The sequence below is a fragment of the Blastococcus sp. SYSU DS0616 genome (assembly GCF_054051015.1).
Genome location: NZ_JBJHAJ010000012.1, coordinates 1 through 18172 on the forward strand (window position 1 = coordinate 1; position 18172 = coordinate 18172).

Genomic DNA, 18172 nt, shown 5'->3' on the forward strand with positions numbered 1-18172 from the left:
CCCCCCCCCCCCCCCCCCCCCCCCCCCCCCCCCCCCCCCCCCCCCCCCCCCACCGACCCCACCACCACCACCACGCCCCGCCCGCCGGCCCCCCCCCCCCCCACCGGGAGCGGCTCCGCGACGGCGGCGCCCTCCTCCCAGGAGACGTCGGCCGGGAGGATGAGCGTCGCGATGCCACCGGTGGCGACGGCGGCCACCGCCTCGGCGGCGTCGGCGGCGACGTCGGCCGGTGACAGCGACCGGCGCAGCCAGGCCGAGAAGGTCCCGGCGACGGCGTCGATGTCCGACTCCAGCGGGGCGTCGAGGCGCTTGTGCGAGCGGGCGTGGTCGCCGACGACGTTGAGCATCGGCGCCGTGCCCCGGCGGGCGTTGTGCAGGTTGGCCAGCCCGTTGCCCATGCCCGGCCCCAGGTGCAGCAGCGTCGCGGCGGGCCGGCCGGTCATCCGCGCCCAGCCGTCGGCCGCGCCGGTGGCCACGCCCTCGAAGAGGGTCAGCACACCGCGCATCTCCGGCACGTCGTCCAGCGCGGCGACGAAGTGCATCTCCGACGTCCCGGGGTTGGCGAAGCAGACGTCGACGCCCGCGCTCACCAGCGTCCGGATGAGCGCCTGTGCACCGTTCACCGGCTCAGCTCGCCTGCTGCACGTCGAAGTGCACGAAGGTGGCGCCGCCGGTGGCGAAGTTGGCGAGGTCCTTGCCGGCCGCGCGCCCCTCGGGCGAGGCCATGGCCTGCCCCATCGTCTCCTCGGAGTCGAAGTCGAGCTCGGCGATCAGGTAGGGCGCGGGCTGCGCCGGGTCCAGCGACACCGGCTTGCCGTAGGTCAGCCGCACCAGGCCGGGCTGCCGCAGCGCCAGGGGCGTGTGCGTCTCCCGGTAGTACGCGTCGAAGGCGGCCGGGTCCTCCGGCTGTCCGTAGCTGACCACGAGCCTGTGCACCATTCCGAGCTCCCTCCGCAGGTCCGACGCCCGCCAGCAAACAGGGCATCGGCCTCCGGCGCGAGTCCGGCAGGCTCCCCGCGCGGGTTGTCCACAGGTTCCCGCGGAGCGGCCCGGTCGACCGGCCTCCGTTGTTACGTTCCGCCGCGTATCCGCATCCTCCGGTGCCCGGAGCACCCGGACCTCCCGATTGGACTCACCATGGCGAACGTCAACGTCACCTACCAGCAGATGGAAGACGCGGCCGGCCGGCTCACCAACGGGCGGGGCGAGATCGACGGCATGCTTGGCCAGCTCAAGGCCCTCGTCGACCAGCTCGTAGCCGAGGGCTACGTCACCGATGCCTCCAGCCGCAGCTTCTCCGCCTCCTACGACGAGTTCACCACCGGCGCCCGGAACATGGTCGCGGGCCTCGACGGCATGGCCCAGTACCTGACCCAGGCCGCCGCCACCTTCCGCGACGCCGACGCCCAGCTGGCCGGTGCGCTCGGCCGCTGAGCAGCCCACCGCCCGACGACGGCCGCCCCGCCCCGCGCGAGGCGGCCGTCGTCGTCCCCGGGCCGCCGTCGCCGGTCGGGTCAGGGCGCGGCCGGAGGAGCCGGGACGGCGACGGTCCGCAGCTCGCCGTCGCCCAGGTGGAGCAGCGCGCGACCCGGCCGGAGCGGCCCGCCCACGGCACCGCGCGGGAGGCGCACGCCGATCAGGTCGCCGTCGGTGCTCCCCTGCGGCGACAGCAGCACGCCCTGCCTCGCCTTCCGCGCCTCCACCTGCCAGCCCGACAGGCCGGTGCAGATGCCGTCGGCGTTCCCGGCCAGCACCAGGCCGCAGCCGGGGACGGCGCCGCGCACGACCTCGCGGAACACCTCACCCGCCGGGCAGTCCCGCAGCACCTCGCCGTCGTCCAGGAGCAGGATCAGCGGCCGGCCGGGTGCGGAGCGGAGCAGTTCCTGCCAGCGCTCCGCCGGGGCCGCCGCGTCCAGCACGACGTCCAGCACGCCGGGCCGGCCGGCCAGGGCCCGCAGCGGTGAGGCCTTCGGCGCGCACACGACGACCGACGTGCCCTGCCGCAGCAGCGACTCGGCCATGACGGCCAGCACCGTGCTCCGGCCCGAGCGCGCCGGCCCGGCGACGACGAACGCGGGCCCCCGCTCGACCAGGTCGGGGCCGGCGGCGGCCAGCTCGTCGCCACCGACGCCGACCAGGGCGAACCCCGCGCCGGCGCCGGCCGGGCGCAGCTCCCAGGCGGCCGCGAAGCCCAGGTGCGCGGGCAGCGCGTCGACCCGGAAGGGGCGGGCCGCCCGCGGCACCATCGCGTCGCGCACGTGCGCCGCCTTCGCGATCTCGGCGAGCGCCGCCGCCTGCCCCTGCCCCGACTCGTCGGGGGCGAGCAGCGCGACCTGCGTCTCGATCGCCCCCTCGACGGTGACCGCCCGCCCGGGCGGCAGCTCCCCGGGCACCTGCCGGCCGGGCACGCCGACCAGCGGGTAGTCGCCCCGGTCCGCGAGCCGCAGCACCAGCCGGCTGTCGGTGAGCGACGACAGCCGGCCGGTGCCCAGCGACCGGTCGCCGGTGACCACCACCGAGATCCCGGCGGAGGCCCCCTCCCGGAGGAGGGTCGTCAGCACGTCGGAGAGCCGGCCGCCGTCGACCTCGCCGAGCGTCGGCGTGAACCCCTCCCAGCGGTCGAGCAGGAGCAGGACGTGCGACAGCCGCTCCCCCGGCGGCACCGATCGGCGCTGCTCGCTCACGTCGGCGAAGCCGCCCTCGGCCAGCACCTGCTGGCGGCGCTCCAGCTCGCGGGCGAGCCGGTCGAGCAGCCGGGTGGCGCGCTCGGTCTGGGTGCGGGTCACCACCGCGCCGCAGTGCGGCAGGTCGGCCAGCGGCAGCAGCGCGCCGTTGCCGCAGTCGAGGGCGTACAGGTGCACGTCGGCGGTCGAGCAGCGCGCGCCGGCGGCCCAGGCCAGGGTGCGCAGCAGCTGCGACCGGCCGCTCTTCGGCGAGCCGACCACCAGCAGGTGCCCGTCGACCGCGGGGTCGAAGGCGGCCACCCGCCGCTCCTGGGTCGCGGGGAGGTCCTGCAGGCCGTAGGGCAGCCAGGTCGCCCGGCCGTCCACCGGGTCCGCCAGGTCGGCGACCAGCACCCGTGCGGGCAGCGCCGGCAGCCACGGGCTGCGCTGCGCGGGCACGCCCTCGGCCTGCGCCGCGCCGCGGACGGCGTCGACGAGCACCGACAGGTCGGTGACCTCGACGTCGGAGGCCCGGCTCGCCGTCGCCGGCCGCCGCGGTGGCGCGTACCCCAGCTGGTGCCAGCCGAGGGGGACGGCGAACGGCGCCGCCGCGGCCACGGCGCCCTGGCCGGGACGCCGGCCCCCAATGCGGCCCGCCTGGAAGGGCACCAGCGCGCCGTGCCCGAGCCGGGCGAATCCGCGGCCGGGCGCGGACCGGGCGATGCGCGCGGCGTCGGGGGCCTCGAGCACGTCGCTGCTGTCGGCCGCGTCGGTGACGCGCAGCGAGATGCGCAGGTTCGTGTTCGCCCGGATCTCCGGCGAGACGACGCCGCTGGGCCGCTGGGTGGCCAGCAGCAGGTGGATGCCCAGCGACCGCCCACGCTGGGCGATGCTCACCAGCCCGGCCACGAAGTCGGGCAGCTCCCGCGCCAGCGAGGCGAACTCGTCGATGACGATGAGCAGCCGGGGCAGCGGCGGCGAGCCGGGGTCGCGGGCCTGCAGGTCGACGTAGTCCTCGATGTCCTTGACGCCGGCCGCGGCCAGCCGGTGCTCGCGGTACCTGAGCTCCGCGCCGAGCGAGGTGAGCGCCCGTTCGACGAGGTGGGCGTCGAGGTCGGTGACCATGCCGACGGTGTGCGGCAGGTGCACGCAGTCCTTGAACGCGCTGCCGCCCTTGTAGTCGACCAGCACGAGGTTGAGCGCGTCCGGGCGGTTGGCCACCGCCAGGGACGCGATCATCGTCTGCAGCAGCTCCGACTTCCCCGCGCCGGTGGTCCCGGCGACCAGCCCGTGCGGGCCGTCGGTGCGCAGGTCGAGGGTGAACGGCCCGTGCAGACCCGCGCCGGCCACCACCCGCGTGCTCCGGCCCGACAGCTGCCAGCGGGCACGCACGCCGTCGACGGTGGGCGGCTCGAGCCCGAGCAGGTCGAGCAGTCGCACGCTGTCGGGCAGGACGGCGTCGTCCTCCTCCGGGCTCACGTCGCGCAACGGGGCCAGCGCCCGGGCCGCCCGTTCGGCCAGCTCTGCGGGCACCGGCTCGGCCAGCACGCCCGGCACCGGGTCGCGGCCGCTGCGCCGGACGACCAGCCGCGCCTCCTCGCCCGGGTCGAGGACCGCGGTCGCCGTGGCCGCCTCCGGCAGGAAGCGCTCCTCCTCGTCGGCGCAGACGGCGTACACCCCGACCGCGGGGCCGTCCTGCAGCAGCTGGGCCAGCCCGGGGGTGGCACGCAGCGACCGGAACCCGTGGACGACGAGCACGTGCGCCGGGAAGAACTCCGGGAGCACGCGCCCGCCGCCGGCCGTCGCCGAGCGGCGCGTGCGGACGAGCGCCGCCAGCTCCGCGACCCGGGCGGCCACCGTCTCGGTATCGTTCCCGACGAACGCGACCGGGCCCTCGCCGTCGGCCGGCCGGGCGTGCGGCAGCCAGCGCACCCAGCTCCAGTCCGCCTGGCTGCGCGCGGTGAGCAGCGTGAGCGCCAGGTCGCGCGGCGGGTGGGTGACCGCCAGCTGCAGCACCACCCACCGCAGCAGGCCGGCCAGCGGGGCGGCCGGGCCGGCCAGGCCGACGACACCGGCCTCGCGGAGCGGCACCACGACGGGCGCGGCGTGCACGGTGCGCTGCTGCGGCGGCTCGTCGCGCCCCGACCGGTCGGTGACCACCACGCGGGCGGGCAGGTCGGCCGCGCCCAGCCGCAGGTCGAGGGCGTCGGGGTCGGTGCGGCGCCGCTCCCACAGCCGGCGGCCGGGCAGGACGGCGGTGAGCAGCGCGGTCGCCGGGTCCGGGTGCGCGTCGCGCCGGCGGGCGGTCTCCTCGGCCACGGCGCGGTCGATCCGCGCCCGGGCGCGGGCGAGCTCCCGGGCGTGCTCCTCGCGCGCCCGGCGCTCCTCACGGGCGCCTTGCCGGCGGTCGGCCACGGTGTTGCCGATCATCACCACCGGGCCGGCGACGGCGAACACCAGGTACAGCGGCGAGCGCAGGACGACCGCCAGCACGACGCCGACGAGCAGCGGCAGGAGGACCATCACCAGCGGGAACCGGCGGGGCTCCCGCGTCGCCGGCTCCTGCGGCAGCTGGATGCGCACCTCGGGTGCCGAGGGGAGCAGCCGGGGGGCACGGACGAAGGCACGCGCCCCCGGGCCGGCCGGCTCGACGGCGGCGTCGGCGACGGGGGCCGGCTCGACGACCAGCTGGGTGTCACCGAGCTGCACGACCTGACCGGGGGCCAGCGCCACGTCGTCGTCCTCGGGCACCGACGCACCCTCGATCGTGGTGCCGTTGGCCGAGCCGAGGTCGCGCAGCGTCGCGCCGTCCGCGCCGATCCGCAGCACCGCATGCCGGCGGGACATCGCGCGGTCGGTGAAGCCGAACGGACCGCTGCGGCCGAGCTCGTGCTCGCCCATCGGCAGCGCGGCGACCAGCCCGCTGCACGGGCCGCTGCGCACCCGCAGCTGCCAGCCACGCGGGCCGGCCGGCGCGACCACGGGCGCGGTCAGGTGAACGACGGCGCCGTCGACGAGTTCGCTCTCCCCCACCGGCTGCTCGTCGTCGAGCCGGCCGCCGGCGAGCCACACCCCCGCGGCGGGCAGGCCGGCGACCCGGCCCAGCTCCGCGGCCAGGCGGCCGACCGGCAGGTCGTCGTCCACGTCGACGGCGACGTCGAGCAGCGTGCCGTCGGTCTGCCCGACGCTGACCTGGACGCGCACGCCGGGACCGTAGGCGGACGGCGCCGAACCGGTCCAACGCCGGCTGTGGAAAACCCCCGCCCGCAGGTTCCCCGCCCGGGCGGCGCTCCCCGGTCAGGCCTCCAGCAGGTCGCGGGTGGCCGCGCCCACCGGGTCGCGGCGGGTGGGCAGCCGCTGCACCTCGGGCAGGAAGTCGGTGCGGTACTCCTCGAACAGCTCGCGCAGCCGCAGCGCGGGGTCCTTGTCCGAGTCGACGCGGATGTCCCAGAGGGGGTAGGCCTCCGACCCCAGCACCAGCACGTGCCCGGAGCGGGAGCCCTCCGTGTCGGCGCCGGTCGCCTCGCCGGCCTCCACGGCGAGCACCAGGCGCTCGGCGAGCTCGCGGTCGCGGTGGGCGTGGAACGCCTCGAGGGCGGCCTCGAGCGTGTGCCGGCCGACCAGCCGGTTGCCCGAGACGACCACCGCGTCGTCCTCGATGTGCCCTGACCAGCCGAGGGCGCGCCCACCGGTCCACGCGGCCGTGCAGCCATTGCGGTCGACGAAGCCGCACTGCCGCACGTCGCGACCGGGATCCCGGCGGAGCACCTCGTCCAGCGCGGCCGGCGCCTCCAGCCCCTCGGCCATCAGCCGCAGCCCGTCGATGGCGAGGTAGGGGTTCATCGACGCCTGCGACGCGGCGGCGCCGACGCCCGGCGATGCGTGCCCCACGAGCTTGCCGACACCCATGAGCGCGGTCAGGGCACCGACTCCCAACTCACCGGTGTGCGGGCAGCGGGCCACGATCGAGAAGGTCATGCGGGGATCTGCGTCCGTCGTCGGTCGTCCCGCCGCAGGTGCCCGCCCCGGCCGGCGCTCAACCGGGCCCGCCGCCTCAGAAGGTGAGCACGAGCCGTCCGCGCACGCCCCCCGCCTCCAGCACCCGGTGCGCCTCGGCCGCCTGCTCGGCGGGGAACGTGCGGGCCACCCGGAGGGTCACCGCACCCTCCTCGACCTGCTGGCGGAGCCGGTCCAGCGCCGCCCGGTCCTCGGCGACCTTCCACACCATGGTCGGGAAGAAGCGCAGGCCGCGCTCGCCGTTGCCGCGGTAGCCGCGCACCGTGGCCACCGCCCCCCCGTCGCGGACGGCGGGCAGCACCTGCTCGTCCTGCACCGATCCGTCGGCCAGCCCGTCGACGCCCTCGGGGAAGTGTTCGCGGATCCGGTCGGCGACGTCGTCCCCGCGCCGGACGACGACGTCGGCGCCCAGCCCCCGTACCAGCTCCTCGTCGGCCTCGGAGGCGTCGGCCACCACGGTCAGCCCGTCGGCCTTCGCCAGTTGCACCACGTAGCCGCCGAAGGCGCCCGCCGCGCCGGTCACCGCGAGCACCTGACCCGGCTGCAGCGCCATGAGGTCCAGGGCGAGCCGGGCGGTGAGCCCGTTCATGGGCAGGGTCGACGCCTCCACGGCGGTCGCCCCGGCCGGCGCGCGGACGACGGAGCCGCCCGGCAGCACCTTGTCCTCGCGGTAGGCGCCGTAGGGCCCGAAGGGCACGACGATCCCCATCGCCAGGTCACCCACGGACAGGTGGTCGACGCCCTCGCCGAGTTCGGTGACGACGCCGGCGACGTCCATCCCCGGCACCCACGGCGGGTTCTTCACCGGGTCGCGCCCGGCGTAGGCGCCGCTGCGGGCGTGGGTGTCGGTCGGGCTCACCGCGGCCGCCTCGACCCGCAGCCGCACCTGGCCCGGACCCAGGGGCTCCGGCTCCACCTCGACGATGTGCAGGACCTCCGGCCCGCCGAACTCGGTCACTCCCGCTGCACGCATGGCTCCTGCATACACGCGCACGCAGGAGTGAACGCGAGAGGCCCAGAACCGAAGTGGTTCTGGGCCTCAGGCGTTCAACGGGTTCTCAGCCCTTGAGCTTGTACTCCTTGAGCAGACCGCGACTGATGATCGTCTTCTGGATCTCGCTGGTGCCCTCGCCGATGAGCAGGAACGGCGCCTCGCGCATGAGCCGCTCGATCTCGTACTCCTTGGAGTAGCCGTAGCCGCCGTGGATGCGGAAGGACTGCGTGGTGACCTCGGCGCAGTACTCGCTGGCGATCAGCTTGGCCATGCCGGCCTCGACGTCGTTGCGCTTGCCGGCGTCCTTGAGGCGGGCGGCGTTGACCATCATCAGGTGGGCGGCCTCGACCTTGGTGGCCATCTCGGCCAGCTGGAAGGCGATCGCCTGGTGCTGGGCGATCGGCTTGCCGAAGGTCTCCCGCTGCTGGGCGTAGGCGACGGCGAGCTCGAAGGCGCGGATCGAGATGCCGCAGGCGCGGGCGGCGACGTTCACCCGGCCGACTTCGACGCCGTCCATCATCTGGGCGAAGCCGCGGCCCGGCTCGCCGCCGAGGATGTCGGAGGCCTCCGCCCGGTAGCCGTCGAACACCAGCTCGGTGGTGTCGACGCCCTTGTAGCCCATCTTGTCGATCTTGCCGGGGATGGTGAGCCCGGGCTTGACCTCGCCGAACCCGGCCGGCTTCTCGACCAGGAACGTCGTCAGGTTCTGGTGGGCCTTCTCGGCGCCCTCGTCGGTGCGCACCAGCGCCGCGACCAGGGTGGAGCTGCCGCCGTTGGTCAGCCACATCTTCTGGCCGTCGATGACGTAACCGCCGTCGGCCTGCTTCACGGCCTTGGTGCGGATGCCGGCGACGTCGGAGCCCAGCCCCGGCTCGGACATCGAGAAGGCGCCGCGCACCTCGCCGGTGGCCATGCGGGGCAGGTAGTACTCCTTCTGCTCCTGCGTGCCGTGCTGCTTGAGCATGTACGCCACGATGAAGTGGGTGTTGATGACGCCGGAGACGCTCATCCAGCCGCGGGCGATCTCCTCGACCACCAGCGCGTAGGTGAGCAGCGACTCGCCGAGGCCGCCGTACTCCTCGGGGATCATCAGCCCGAAGATGCCCAGCTCCTTGAGCCCGTCGACGATCTCCTGCGGGTAGACGTCGCCGTGCTCGAGCTCCTGCGCGTTCGGGATGATCTCGCGGTCGACGAAGCTCCTGACCGTCGACAGGATCTCGCGCTGGATGTCGGTCAGATCAGCGGTCTGGGCCAAGCGGGTCACAGGTTCGCTCCTCGGGGACTCCGGTGTCCGGGTTACCGGTGAGTATGGGGCACCCGGTCCCCGGGCTCTGCGTGCGCTCGGTCACTCCCGCGCGCGGCGGACCGGCGCGCGCGACCCGCCCCGGCCCCTAGGCTCGGCGGCATGCGCGAGGCATCGGCGCCGGTGGGCGGACCGCCCGAGGTGGAGCTCGCCCTGCCGTTCCGCGGCCGCTGGCTGACGCAGAACAGCCCGGCGCGGCGGGTGCCGTCCCACGGCGTGGACGTGCTCGGCGAGCGGTACGCCGTCGACTTCGTCCCCGTCGACGACCGGCACCGGACGGCCGCTACCCGCGACTGGCGCACGCTCCTGGCCGTCGAACCGCCGGAGCGCTTCGTGGGTTTCGACCGGCCGGTCCTCGCCCCGGCCGGTGGCGTCGTCGTCCACGTGCACGACGGCGAGCCCGACCACGGGGCGCGCCGCTCCCAGCTCGCCCTGCTCGGCTACGCGCTGGGCCAGGCCGGGCGACTGCGCCAGGGGGTTCCCGCCGTGGCGGGCAACCACGTCGTCATCGAGCTGCCGGCGTCCGGCCGGTTCGTCGCGCTGGCCCACCTGCGATCCGGTTCGCTCCGCGTCTCGGTGGGTGATGCGGTCCACCCCGGACAGCACCTGGCCGGGTGCGGCAACTCCGGCAACTCGACCCAGCCGCACCTGCACCTGCAGGCCATGGACAGCGCCGACCTGACCGTCGCCCGCGGGCTCCCGATCGCGTTCACCCGCTTCCGGGAGTGGCCGCGCGGCGGAGCGCCGCGGAGCCGGGAGCGGGGGATGCCGGGCGAGGGCGCGGTGGTCGAGCCGGAGGAAACCGAGGCGGGCTAGCGTGCGGCGGTGACCTACCGTGACGACCCGCCGCAGGACGGCTACGGCCCACCGCCGGGATACGGCCCGCCCCCCGGCTACGGGCAGCCCTACGGTCCGCCCGGCTACGGCCCCCCGCCCGGGTACGGCCCGCCGCAGTGGGGCCGGCCGACGAACACCCTGGCGATCCTCGCCCTGGTCATGGCGTTCGTCTTCGCGCCCGTCGGGCTGGTGCTCGGCATCATCGCCCGCCGGCAGATCCGCGAGACCGGCGAGGAGGGGGCCGGCCTGGCGCTGGCCGGGATCATCGTCGGCGGCCTGGTCACCGGCTTCTTCGTGCTCATGATCGTGCTCTGGATCGTCGCGTTCGCGGCGCTGACCAGCACCGGCTTCGGCCCCTGATCGCCGCTCGCCGTTGGCGGCGATGAGTTCCGGGCGCTCCAGCGGTCCCCCCTCCACCGACGACGAGAGGGGCAACGGTGGCTCAACTGCTCAGGGTGCAGAACTTCACGGTCTCCAGCGACGGCTTCGGCGCCGGCGAGGGACAGAGCCTCGAGCGGCCGTTCGGCCACGCCGACCCCGGCGAGCTGATGGCCTGGGCCCTCGCCACGGCGAGCTTCCCGAACCGCTCCGAACCCGGGGGCAGCCGCGGGCTCGACGACTACTTCACCCGCGACTTCGCCCACGGCATCGGCGCGGAGATCATGGGCCGCAACAAGTTCAGCCCGCACCGCGGGCCGTGGCGCGACCTCGACTGGCAGGGCTGGTGGGGCGCCGAACCACCGTTCCACACGCCCGTGTTCGTGATGACCCACCACGTCCGTCCCTCGTTCACGCTCTCGGACACCACGTTCCACTTCGTGGACGCCGACCCCGGGACGGTGCTCGCGCAGGCGCGTGCGGCCGCCCAGGGCAAGGACGTGCGGCTCGGTGGCGGCGCCACCGTCATCCGGGAGTTCCTCGCCGCCGACCTCGTCGACACCCTGCACGTGGCCGTCTCGCCGGTGCAGCTCGGCTCCGGCGTCCGGCTGTGGGAGTCGCCGGACGAGCTGCTCGACCGCTTCCACCGCGACGTCGTGCCGAGCCCGAGCGGCGTGACCCACCACCTGTTCTGGCGGAGGTAGCGGGAACGACGAACGGCGGCCCCGGACCGCTCCGGAGCCGCCGCGTCGTGGCGTCTCAGTCCTCGGGGGGCGTGAAGGACGACGTCCGGGACATGCCCGCGGCGCGGCCCTTGCCGGCGATGACCAGCGCCATCTTGCGGCTGGCCTCGTCGATCATCTCGTCGCCGAGCATCGCCGAGCCCTTCTTGCCGCCGGCCTCCGACGTGTACCAGTCGTAGGCGTCGAGGATCAGCTCGGCGTGGTCGTAGTCCTCCTGCGACGGCGCGTAGATCTCGTTGGCGGCGTCGATCTGGCCGGGGTGCAGCACCCACTTGCCGTCGAAGCCGAGGACGGCCGACCGCTTCGCGACCTCCTCGAACGCCGGCACGTCGCGCACCTGCAGGAACGGGCCGTCGATGGCCTGCACGCCACGGGCGCGGGCGGCCATGAGGATCTGCATGAGGATGTAGTGGAAGGGGTCACCCGGGTAGTCCGGGTGCAGGGCGCCGACCACCAGCGACTTCATGTTGATGCTGGCCATGAAGTCGGCCGGGCCGAAGATGATCGTCTCGATGCGCTCGCTGGCGAACGCGATGTCGTTGACGTTGATCAGGCCCTGCGCCGTCTCGATCTGCGCCTCGATGCCGATGCGCCCGACGGGCAGCCCGTTGGTCTTCTCGATCTGGGTGAGCAGGATGTCCAGCGCGCGCACCTGGGCGGCGTCGACGACCTTCGGCAGCATGATGCAGTCGAGGTTCGCGCCGGCGCCCTCGACGACCTCGATGACGTCGCGGTAGGTCCACTCCGTCGTCCAGTCGTTGACCCGGACGGTGCGGATCTTGTCGCCCCAACCGCCCTCGTTCAGCGCCGCGACGATGTTCTTGCGGGCGCCGGGCTTGGCCAGCGGCGCGCACGCGTCCTCCAGGTCGAGGAACACCTGGTCGGCGGGGAGGCCCTTGGCCTTCTCCAGGAACCGGGGGTTGCTGCCCGGGACGGCCAGGTTGGAACGACGGGATCGGAGCTCGGCCACGGTGCCTCCGCGTGTGGGTCGGAAAGTTCGGCTACCGGAGGGTAGCGACGGCGTCGCACGCCCGCGCTGCCGCGTTGATCATCGGCCGTCGGCCCCGTCGCAGGGGCCCGCCACGAGCCTGCGAGTGGTCGGGAGGCCTCGGTGCAGGGTCCCGCCGCGAGCCTGCGAGTGGCAGGGGGACCGAGGTCCTTCTGGGGGTCCTTGCTCAGGTGGCGGGCTCGACCAGGGTCGCCGGACGTCCGGCCCGCACCACCAGCGCCACCCCGGCCACCACCAGTACGACCCCGGGCAGCGCCAGCAGCGGCGGCACCTGGCCGAGGAGGACGAGCGCGAACAGCAGCGCGCCGGGCACCTCGAGCAGGACGGCGAGGCTCACCACGGTCGGGCCCACCGACGAGAGCACCAGGTTGAGCAGCGTGTGCCCGAACAGCTGCGCGGAGACGGTGATGCCCGCGATCAGCCACCAGTCCCGGGCCTCGAACCCGCCCAGCGGTGCGTCGACGACCAGCGCGGCGACCGCGATCACCACGGCGCACACGGAGTAGCAGACGACGGCGTAGGCCGAGGTCGCCAGCCGCCGCCGGGCGCGCGCCCCGGCCAGGACGTACCCGCCGGCGCAGATCGCCCCGAGCAGGGCCAGCGCATCGCCCGCGAGCGCCTCGGCGCTCACCGTGACGTCCACGCCCACGATCAGCACGACGCCGGCGAACGCGAGGAGCAGGCCCCACCAGACCGCGGCCGGCAGCCGCACCCCCGAGATCCGGGCCGCGAGCGCCGTCCAGATCGGCGTGGTGGTGACCAGCGCGACCGAGGCGGCCACCGTCGTCATCGACAGGCTCGGCAGCCACGCGGCGAAGTGCGCCGCGAGGAAGAGCCCCGCGACGACCGAGCTGCGCAGGTCACGCGCCCGCAGGCCGGCCAGCGTGGCCCGCTCGCGGGTGAGCAGCACGGGCACGAGCGCGGCCGCGCCCGCTGCGTTGCGCCAGAACGCCAGCGCCAGCATCGGCGCGGTGACCATCGCGGTCAGCGGCGCCGACAGCGAGACCCCCACGACCGCGAGGGAGAGCAGGCCCACGTCCCGGCTCCCGGGTCGGTGCAGCGCCCAGGCGGAGGACGCGTGGCCTTCCTGCAGCGCCCCACCGCGAGCGGGCGAGTGGCGGGGCGCAGGAGGGCCCTTCACCAGGACGGCACCCGGATACGGCCGCTCGCCACCGGGACGACGGCACCGCGCACGGTGGTCGCGACCGCCCGCCCGCCGGCCGCGGTGACGGTGCACCCGAGGACCGACGGGCGCCCCATCCGCTCGCCCTGCCGCACGGTGAACGACGTCGTCCCCTCCCCGGCCACCAGACCGCTCTCGACCAGCCACACCCCCGCGCCCAGCGCGGCGGAGCCGGTGGCCGGGTCCTCGCCCCAGTTCAGGTCGCGGGCGAAGACGCGCGCGCGGGCGGTCGCGGTCGCGCCGTCCCAGGAGAGCACCGACACGCCCTCACCGACGTCGAGCCCGGCGAGCGCGGCCCGGTCGGGGTCGGCCCGGTCGACGGCGTCGGGGCACACGGACAGGTAGCCGAAGGGCAGGCCGCAGCCGGCGACGTCCGAGGGAACCCCGGTGACGTCGGCCTCGTCGAGCCCGAGCGCAGCGGCCAGCACAGCCGGCGCGGGTCCGTCCTGGAGCGTCGGCCGGCCACCGGAGAGGGTCGCGCCGCCGTCGTCGACCACCACGTCGAGCACCCCGGCACCGCACTCCTGGCGCAGCGTCCCCGCCGGCAGCCGCCCGGTGCGGACCAGGGTGTGCGCCGCGCCGACGCTCGGATGGCCGGCGAAGGGCAGCTCGGCGTAGGGCGTGAAGATCCGCACCCGGTAGTCGGCGCCGGGCTCCGTGGGGGCGCACAGGAACGACGTCTCCGAGAGCTGGAACTCGTTCGCGAGGGCCTGGCACTGCTGCGTCGTGAGCTCGTCGGCGGCGAAGACCACCGCCAGCGGGTTCCCGGCGAACGCCCGCGGGGCGAACACGTCGACGACCTCGTACTCCAGCGCAACCGGGGCAGTCACGGCGCCGACGGTAGCCTTCCGATCCGTGACGACGGCGACCAGGGCGTACGTCTCCCGGCTTGCCGGGCTGACCGTCTTCGACCCCAACGGCGACCGGGTCGGGAAGGTCCGCGACGTCGTCGTCGGGCTCCGGGTGGGCACCGCCTGCCCCCGCGTCCTCGGCCTCGTGGTCGAGGTGGTCGCCCGGCGGCGGATCTTCGTGCCGATGGGCCGGGTGACGGCGCTGGACCCGGGAGCGGTGATGCTCGCGTCGGGCACCCTCAACCTCAAGCGGTTCGAGCAGCGGGGCGGCGAGACCCTCGTGCTCGGCGAGCTGCTCGACCGGCAGGTGACGATCAACGAGTCCGGCCGCCCGGCCACGGTCGTCGACGCCGGCATGGAGCAGACCCGCACCGGCGACTGGCTGCTGTCCCGGGTCGCCGTACAGGAGCCCGGTCGCATCGGCCGGCGCGGGCAGCTGCACCAGCTCGAGTGGGGCGAGGTCACCGGGCTGGCGCTCTCGCCGGCCGGGCAGGGCGCCGAGACGCTGATCGCCACCTACCGGGAGCTGAACGCAGCGGACATGGCGCACGCGCTCCAGGAGCTCCCGATCAAACGCCGGCACGAGGTCGCCGAGGCCATGGACGACGTGCGGCTGGCCGACGTCCTGGGCGAGCTCCCCGAGGCCGAGCAGATCACCATCCTCGGCACGCTGGAGGAGGGCCGCGCGGCCGACGTCCTGGAGGAGATGGACCCCGACGACGCCGCGGACCTGCTCTCCGAGCTGCACCACGTCGACCGCGACCGGCTGCTCGAGCTGATGGAGCCCGACGAGGCCGAGTCGGTGCGCCAGCTGCTCAAGTACTCGGAGGACACCGCCGGCGGGATCATGACCAGCGAGCCGGTCATCCTCTCCCCCGACGCCACCGTCGCCGAGGCGCTGGCCCGGGTGCGGCAGGAGGAGATCACCCCCTCGCTGGCCAGTCAGGTGTACGTCTGCCGCCCGCCGTCGGCCACGCCGACCGGGCGGTACCTAGGGCTCGCGCACATCCAGCGGCTGCTGCGCGAGCCACCCTCGACCCTGGTGAGCGGCGTGCTCGACGACCTGGAGCCGCTCAGGCCGGAGGCGCCGCTCGCCGAGGTCACCCGCTACTTCGCCACCTACAACCTGGTCGCCGCGCCGGTGGTCGACGCGCAGGGCCGGCTGGTCGGCGCGGTGAGCGTCGACGACGTCCTCGACCACCTGCTTCCCGATGACTGGCGGGAGCGGGCGCGCCGTGGCTGACACGCCCCGGCTGGACGTCCCGCGCGGCGGCGCCCGCCGGTTCGGCAGCTTCCTGCGGCTCAACCCCGACGCGGTCGGGCAGTTCGCCGAGGGCATCGCGCGCTTCCTGGGGACGGGGCGGTTCCTGGCCGTCCAGACGATCCTCGTCGTCGTCTGGATCTCGCTGAACGTCTTCGCCGTCCAGCTGCGCTGGGACCCGTACCCGTTCATCCTGCTCAACCTGGCGTTCTCGACCCAGGCCGCGTACGCCGCCCCGCTCATCCTGCTGGCGCAGAACCGGCAGGCCGACCGCGATCGCGTGCAGGCCGAGGAGGACCGCGCCCGGGCGGCGCAGAACCGCGCCGACACCGAGTACCTGGCCCGCGAGCTGGCCGCGCTCCGCGTGGCCGTCGGCGAGCTGGCCACCCGGGACTTCATCCGCGGCGAGCTCAACCGGCTGGTGCCGGACGAGGGCGAGGACCGGGAGCGGCGCGACAAGAAGGGCAAGCGGAAGCGCGACCCGGTCGCCTGAGCCCGCTCAGTGCTCGGCGCGGTCCAGGTCGATCAGCGCCAGCCCGATCTCCGGGCGCATGGTCTTGCGCAGCTGCGCCGGGCTCTCCCGGACCACCACCTCCAGCGTGGGCCACACCTCGCCCTCGAGCAGGTGGCCGCCGCGCGTGGTGGCGTCGGGCAGGCCGAGGACGGCGTGCAGGTGCAGCGCCGGGTTCCCGTCGGTGCCCAGGGCGACGTCGCCGATCAGCGAGAGCACCTCGCACTGCTGGCCGACGGTGACCCGCCGGTAGTCGCTGGTCTGCCGGTCGAACCAGCCGACCACCGCGCGCCGGAACGCGCCGACGGCGGTGACCTGGGCGGCGGAGAGCTGCTCCTCCCGGGCGAACGAGGTCAGCGCCGCCACCGCCTCGTCCCCCTCGTCGAGGATCACGACGTAGGTGCGCTCGCGTTCCGCACTCGTTCCCGGGGTGGTGATCTCGCGGTACTGCACGGGGTCCCTCCGATCGTCGGGGTCGGGCACCCGCTGCCGTGCCCCCCGATCGGCCCCCCAATCCCCGGGCGACCCCGTGCCGCCGGTCAGCGGACGAGGCCGGTCCCGTACAGGCGGTCGAGCAGCTCCTGCGCCAGCCAGGCCATGGGGAGCAGCAGTCCCAGCGCCCACAGCCGGGTGCTGCGCCGGCGGGGCAGCAGCAGGACGACGACCAGGACGACGACGACCTCCACGACCGCCTGCACCGGGTGCAGCACCACGTCGCTGCCGGTCCAATCCAGCCAGAAGCCGCGGAGCGCGCCGTTCGCCAGGGCCGTCCCCGCGGCCAGCGCGAGCAGCGCCCCGGCCAGCGGACCCGGCCGGCGGGAGGCCCACCAGCAGACCGCCGCGAACACCGCCACCGCGGTGGCCGCGAGCAGCAGCCAGGCGGCGATCAGCCCGGGGTCGTAGCCGAAGCCGAGCACGAGGACCGCCCAGCCGTAGTAGGCGGCGGTCATCGCGGCGAAGAAGACGGCCGCACGGACCGCGGCCGACGCGACGCCGGGCGCGAACCGCCCGATCAGCGCCACCACGAGCACCCAGGCCGCCGGGTAGGTGCCGAGATCGGCGGCCCACCGCCACCCCGACTCGTCGCCGAGCTTGGCCGCCACGCCGGCGACCCCGCCCAGGACGGCGAGACCGGCGAGCCGCAGGAACGCCTCCCGCCGGGCGGCCGCCCGCCCCGGCGTCGCAGCCTCGGTCAGCTCTGTCACCCCGCGATCCTGGCCGAGGGGCGGGTGAGCTGCGGTTCCGGCGCGCCGCGGTACCGGTCAGCCGGTGACGACGTGCACGAGCGCCCCGGCCGCCCCCGCGAGCACCAGCACCACGATGAACGGCGCCCGCAGCGCCAGGGCCAGGGCAGCGACGGCCAGCCCGGCCAGCCGCCCGTCGAGCACGAGCCGGTCGCCGCTGGTGAGGGCCTGCACCACCACGAGGGCGGCCAGGAGGGCGGCGGGCACGAAGTCGACGACCCGCGCGACCCACGGCTGCTCCACCCACGCCGCCGGCACCGACAGGCCGGCCAGCTTCAGCAGGTAGCAGCCGGCCGAGGCCACCAGGACCGCCGTCCACACCGCGGTAGCGCTCATGCCGGGCGGACCTCCGACCGCGGCCGGCCGGCGAGCGCGACCGCCACCACCGCGGCGACGACCTGCACGCCGGCGGGCACGAACGGCGTCAGGGCCAGCGCCACCACCGCTCCCCCGAGGGCGACGCGGCGCTGGACCTGCGCCTCCGGGAAGCCCGCGCGCAGCCGGGGCCACAGCAGCGCGAGGAAGGCCGCGGGAACGACGGCGTCCAGCGCCGCCTCCGCCGCCCCGCCGAGCTCCGAGGCGCCGAGCACGCCGATCAGCGTCGTGACGTTCCAGCCGAGGTAGATGGTGGCGCCGGTGGCCCAGAACGCCAGCCGGCCCAGCTCGCGGTCGGGCGCGGCCACGGCCATCGCCGTCGTCTCGTCGATCACCCAGTGCGCCGCACCGGCCCGCCGGGCCGGTCCCCGGGGCGCCAGCAGCGGGGCCATGCGGACGCCGTAGACGGTGTTGCGCGTGCCGAGCAGCAGCGCGCTGCCCGCGGCCGCCGCCGCACTCCCGCCGGCCCCCAGGACGCCGACGAGCGCGAACTGCGACGCGCCGGTGAACATCAGCGCCGAGAGGGTCATCGCCTGCCAGACGTCCAGCCCGGCCGCGTCGGCGGCGGCTCCGAAGGCGATGCCGTACAGCCCGACCGCGAGGCCCAGCCCCACGGCGTCGCGCAGGGTCTGGGAGCGGTCGGCCGGCACGACCCCGACCCTAGGACGCGGCCGGCTGCGCGGTAGATCACCCTCCGCCGGGCAGGCCGGGCCGCCACCCGCCGTACAGTGGCAGGCGACCGATCGCGCAGGTCGCCGCTTCTGGCCGCAGACCGCCGGACGCCGGTCCCCCGTCGAAGGAGA

Annotated in this window: 19 protein-coding genes; 6 read left to right on the plus strand and 13 right to left on the minus strand. The window is 75.4% G+C overall.

The genetic code is table 11. The features are described from left to right. On the minus strand, window positions 1-623 hold a 623-nt coding region (locus ACI79K_RS10695; protein WP_456599678.1), incomplete at its 3' end, for a thiamine pyrophosphate-binding protein. 4 nt (window positions 624-627) lie between these two features. Next, complete coding sequence (locus tag ACI79K_RS10700; RefSeq protein ID WP_456599679.1) at window positions 628-939, minus strand: EthD family reductase; 312 nt, start codon at window positions 937-939, stop codon at window positions 628-630. 198 nt (window positions 940-1137) lie between these two features. Between ACI79K_RS10700 and ACI79K_RS10705 the strand changes: the two genes are divergently transcribed. Next, complete coding sequence (locus ACI79K_RS10705; protein ID WP_456599680.1) at window positions 1138-1434, plus strand: WXG100 family type VII secretion target; 297 nt, start codon at window positions 1138-1140, stop codon at window positions 1432-1434. 80 nt (window positions 1435-1514) lie between these two features. On the opposite strand, the gene ACI79K_RS10710 is transcribed toward ACI79K_RS10705, so the two are convergent. From ACI79K_RS10710 to ACI79K_RS10725, 4 genes are all read right to left on the minus strand, one after another. Next, complete coding sequence (locus tag ACI79K_RS10710) at window positions 1515-5867, minus strand: FtsK/SpoIIIE domain-containing protein (protein WP_456599681.1); 4353 nt, start codon at window positions 5865-5867, stop codon at window positions 1515-1517. Between the two features lie 93 nt (window positions 5868-5960). Continuing rightward, on the minus strand, window positions 5961-6641 hold the full coding sequence (locus ACI79K_RS10715; RefSeq protein ID WP_456599682.1) for a DUF1028 domain-containing protein: 681 nt from the start codon (window positions 6639-6641) through the stop codon (window positions 5961-5963). Between the two features lie 76 nt (window positions 6642-6717). Continuing rightward, window positions 6718-7653, minus strand: a complete 936-nt coding sequence (locus tag ACI79K_RS10720) for a quinone oxidoreductase family protein (RefSeq protein WP_456599683.1) — start codon at window positions 7651-7653, stop codon at window positions 6718-6720. Between the two features lie 85 nt (window positions 7654-7738). Further along, complete coding sequence (locus ACI79K_RS10725) at window positions 7739-8938, minus strand: acyl-CoA dehydrogenase family protein (protein WP_456599684.1); 1200 nt, start codon at window positions 8936-8938, stop codon at window positions 7739-7741. 141 nt (window positions 8939-9079) lie between these two features. Between ACI79K_RS10725 and ACI79K_RS10730 the strand changes: the two genes are divergently transcribed. The 3 genes from ACI79K_RS10730 to ACI79K_RS10740 all read left to right on the plus strand — a co-directional run bounded on the left by ACI79K_RS10730 (window position 9080) and on the right by ACI79K_RS10740 (window position 10896). Further along, the gene (locus tag ACI79K_RS10730) at window positions 9080-9793 is read left to right on the plus strand and encodes a M23 family metallopeptidase (protein WP_456599685.1); all 714 of its coding nucleotides are present in this window, start codon (window positions 9080-9082) and stop codon (window positions 9791-9793) included. 9 nt (window positions 9794-9802) lie between these two features. Further along, on the plus strand, window positions 9803-10174 hold the full coding sequence (locus tag ACI79K_RS10735) for a DUF4190 domain-containing protein (protein WP_456587341.1): 372 nt from the start codon (window positions 9803-9805) through the stop codon (window positions 10172-10174). 77 nt (window positions 10175-10251) lie between these two features. Then, the gene (locus tag ACI79K_RS10740; protein WP_456587340.1) at window positions 10252-10896 is read left to right on the plus strand and encodes a dihydrofolate reductase family protein; all 645 of its coding nucleotides are present in this window, start codon (window positions 10252-10254) and stop codon (window positions 10894-10896) included. Between the two features lie 55 nt (window positions 10897-10951). On the opposite strand, the gene ACI79K_RS10745 is transcribed toward ACI79K_RS10740, so the two are convergent. The 3 genes from ACI79K_RS10745 to ACI79K_RS10755 form a co-directional block, all read right to left on the minus strand. Further along, window positions 10952-11905, minus strand: coding sequence for an HpcH/HpaI aldolase/citrate lyase family protein (locus ACI79K_RS10745; RefSeq protein ID WP_456587339.1), 954 nt, complete (start codon window positions 11903-11905; stop codon window positions 10952-10954). 205 nt (window positions 11906-12110) lie between these two features. After that, the gene (locus ACI79K_RS10750) at window positions 12111-12980 is read right to left on the minus strand and encodes a DMT family transporter (protein ID WP_456599686.1); all 870 of its coding nucleotides are present in this window, start codon (window positions 12978-12980) and stop codon (window positions 12111-12113) included. 101 nt (window positions 12981-13081) lie between these two features. After that, the gene (locus ACI79K_RS10755; RefSeq protein ID WP_456587337.1) at window positions 13082-13957 is read right to left on the minus strand and encodes a PhzF family phenazine biosynthesis protein; all 876 of its coding nucleotides are present in this window, start codon (window positions 13955-13957) and stop codon (window positions 13082-13084) included. 25 nt (window positions 13958-13982) lie between these two features. On the opposite strand from ACI79K_RS10755, the gene ACI79K_RS10760 reads away from it, so the two are divergent. Next, the gene (locus ACI79K_RS10760) at window positions 13983-15221 is read left to right on the plus strand and encodes a magnesium transporter MgtE N-terminal domain-containing protein (protein ID WP_456587336.1); all 1239 of its coding nucleotides are present in this window, start codon (window positions 13983-13985) and stop codon (window positions 15219-15221) included. Then, window positions 15214-15732 (plus strand): DUF1003 domain-containing protein, encoded by a 519-nt coding sequence (locus ACI79K_RS10765; RefSeq protein ID WP_456587335.1) that lies wholly within the window; start codon window positions 15214-15216, stop codon window positions 15730-15732. The genes ACI79K_RS10760 and ACI79K_RS10765 overlap by 8 nt, the downstream gene beginning before the upstream one ends. Before the next feature lie 6 nt (window positions 15733-15738). Here the strand turns inward: ACI79K_RS10765 and ACI79K_RS10770 are convergent, their stop codons facing one another. The 4 genes from ACI79K_RS10770 to ACI79K_RS10785 all read right to left on the minus strand — a co-directional run bounded on the left by ACI79K_RS10770 (window position 15739) and on the right by ACI79K_RS10785 (window position 18019). Further along, entirely contained in the window at window positions 15739-16203 is a 465-nt protein-coding gene (locus ACI79K_RS10770; protein ID WP_456587334.1) for a PPC domain-containing DNA-binding protein, read from the minus strand. 86 nt (window positions 16204-16289) lie between these two features. Further along, entirely contained in the window at window positions 16290-16955 is a 666-nt protein-coding gene (locus tag ACI79K_RS10775) for a DUF6518 family protein (protein ID WP_456599687.1), read from the minus strand. A 57-nt stretch (window positions 16956-17012) separates the two neighbouring features. Continuing rightward, window positions 17013-17330, minus strand: a complete 318-nt coding sequence (locus ACI79K_RS10780) for an AzlD domain-containing protein (RefSeq protein ID WP_456587332.1) — start codon at window positions 17328-17330, stop codon at window positions 17013-17015. Next, on the minus strand, window positions 17327-18019 hold the full coding sequence (locus ACI79K_RS10785; protein ID WP_456587331.1) for an AzlC family ABC transporter permease: 693 nt from the start codon (window positions 18017-18019) through the stop codon (window positions 17327-17329). Before ACI79K_RS10785 ends, ACI79K_RS10780 begins: the two co-directional genes overlap by 4 nt. Window positions 18020-18172: the final 153 nt, after the last annotated feature.

What these genes read in the sequence shown, in the direction of transcription:
- ACI79K_RS10700 (WP_456599679.1), bottom strand. Translation starts at nt 939, where the DNA reads ATGGTGCACAGGCTCGTGGTCAGCTACGGACAGCCGGAGGACCCGGCC.
- ACI79K_RS10730 (WP_456599685.1), top strand. Translation starts at nt 9,080, where the DNA reads ATGCGCGAGGCATCGGCGCCGGTGGGCGGACCGCCCGAGGTGGAGCTC.
- ACI79K_RS10715 (WP_456599682.1), bottom strand. Translation starts at nt 6,641, where the DNA reads ATGACCTTCTCGATCGTGGCCCGCTGCCCGCACACCGGTGAGTTGGGA.
- ACI79K_RS10705 (WP_456599680.1), top strand. Translation starts at nt 1,138, where the DNA reads ATGGCGAACGTCAACGTCACCTACCAGCAGATGGAAGACGCGGCCGGC.
- ACI79K_RS10720 (WP_456599683.1), bottom strand. Translation starts at nt 7,653, where the DNA reads ATGCGTGCAGCGGGAGTGACCGAGTTCGGCGGGCCGGAGGTCCTGCAC.
- ACI79K_RS10780 (WP_456587332.1), bottom strand. Translation starts at nt 17,330, where the DNA reads ATGAGCGCTACCGCGGTGTGGACGGCGGTCCTGGTGGCCTCGGCCGGC.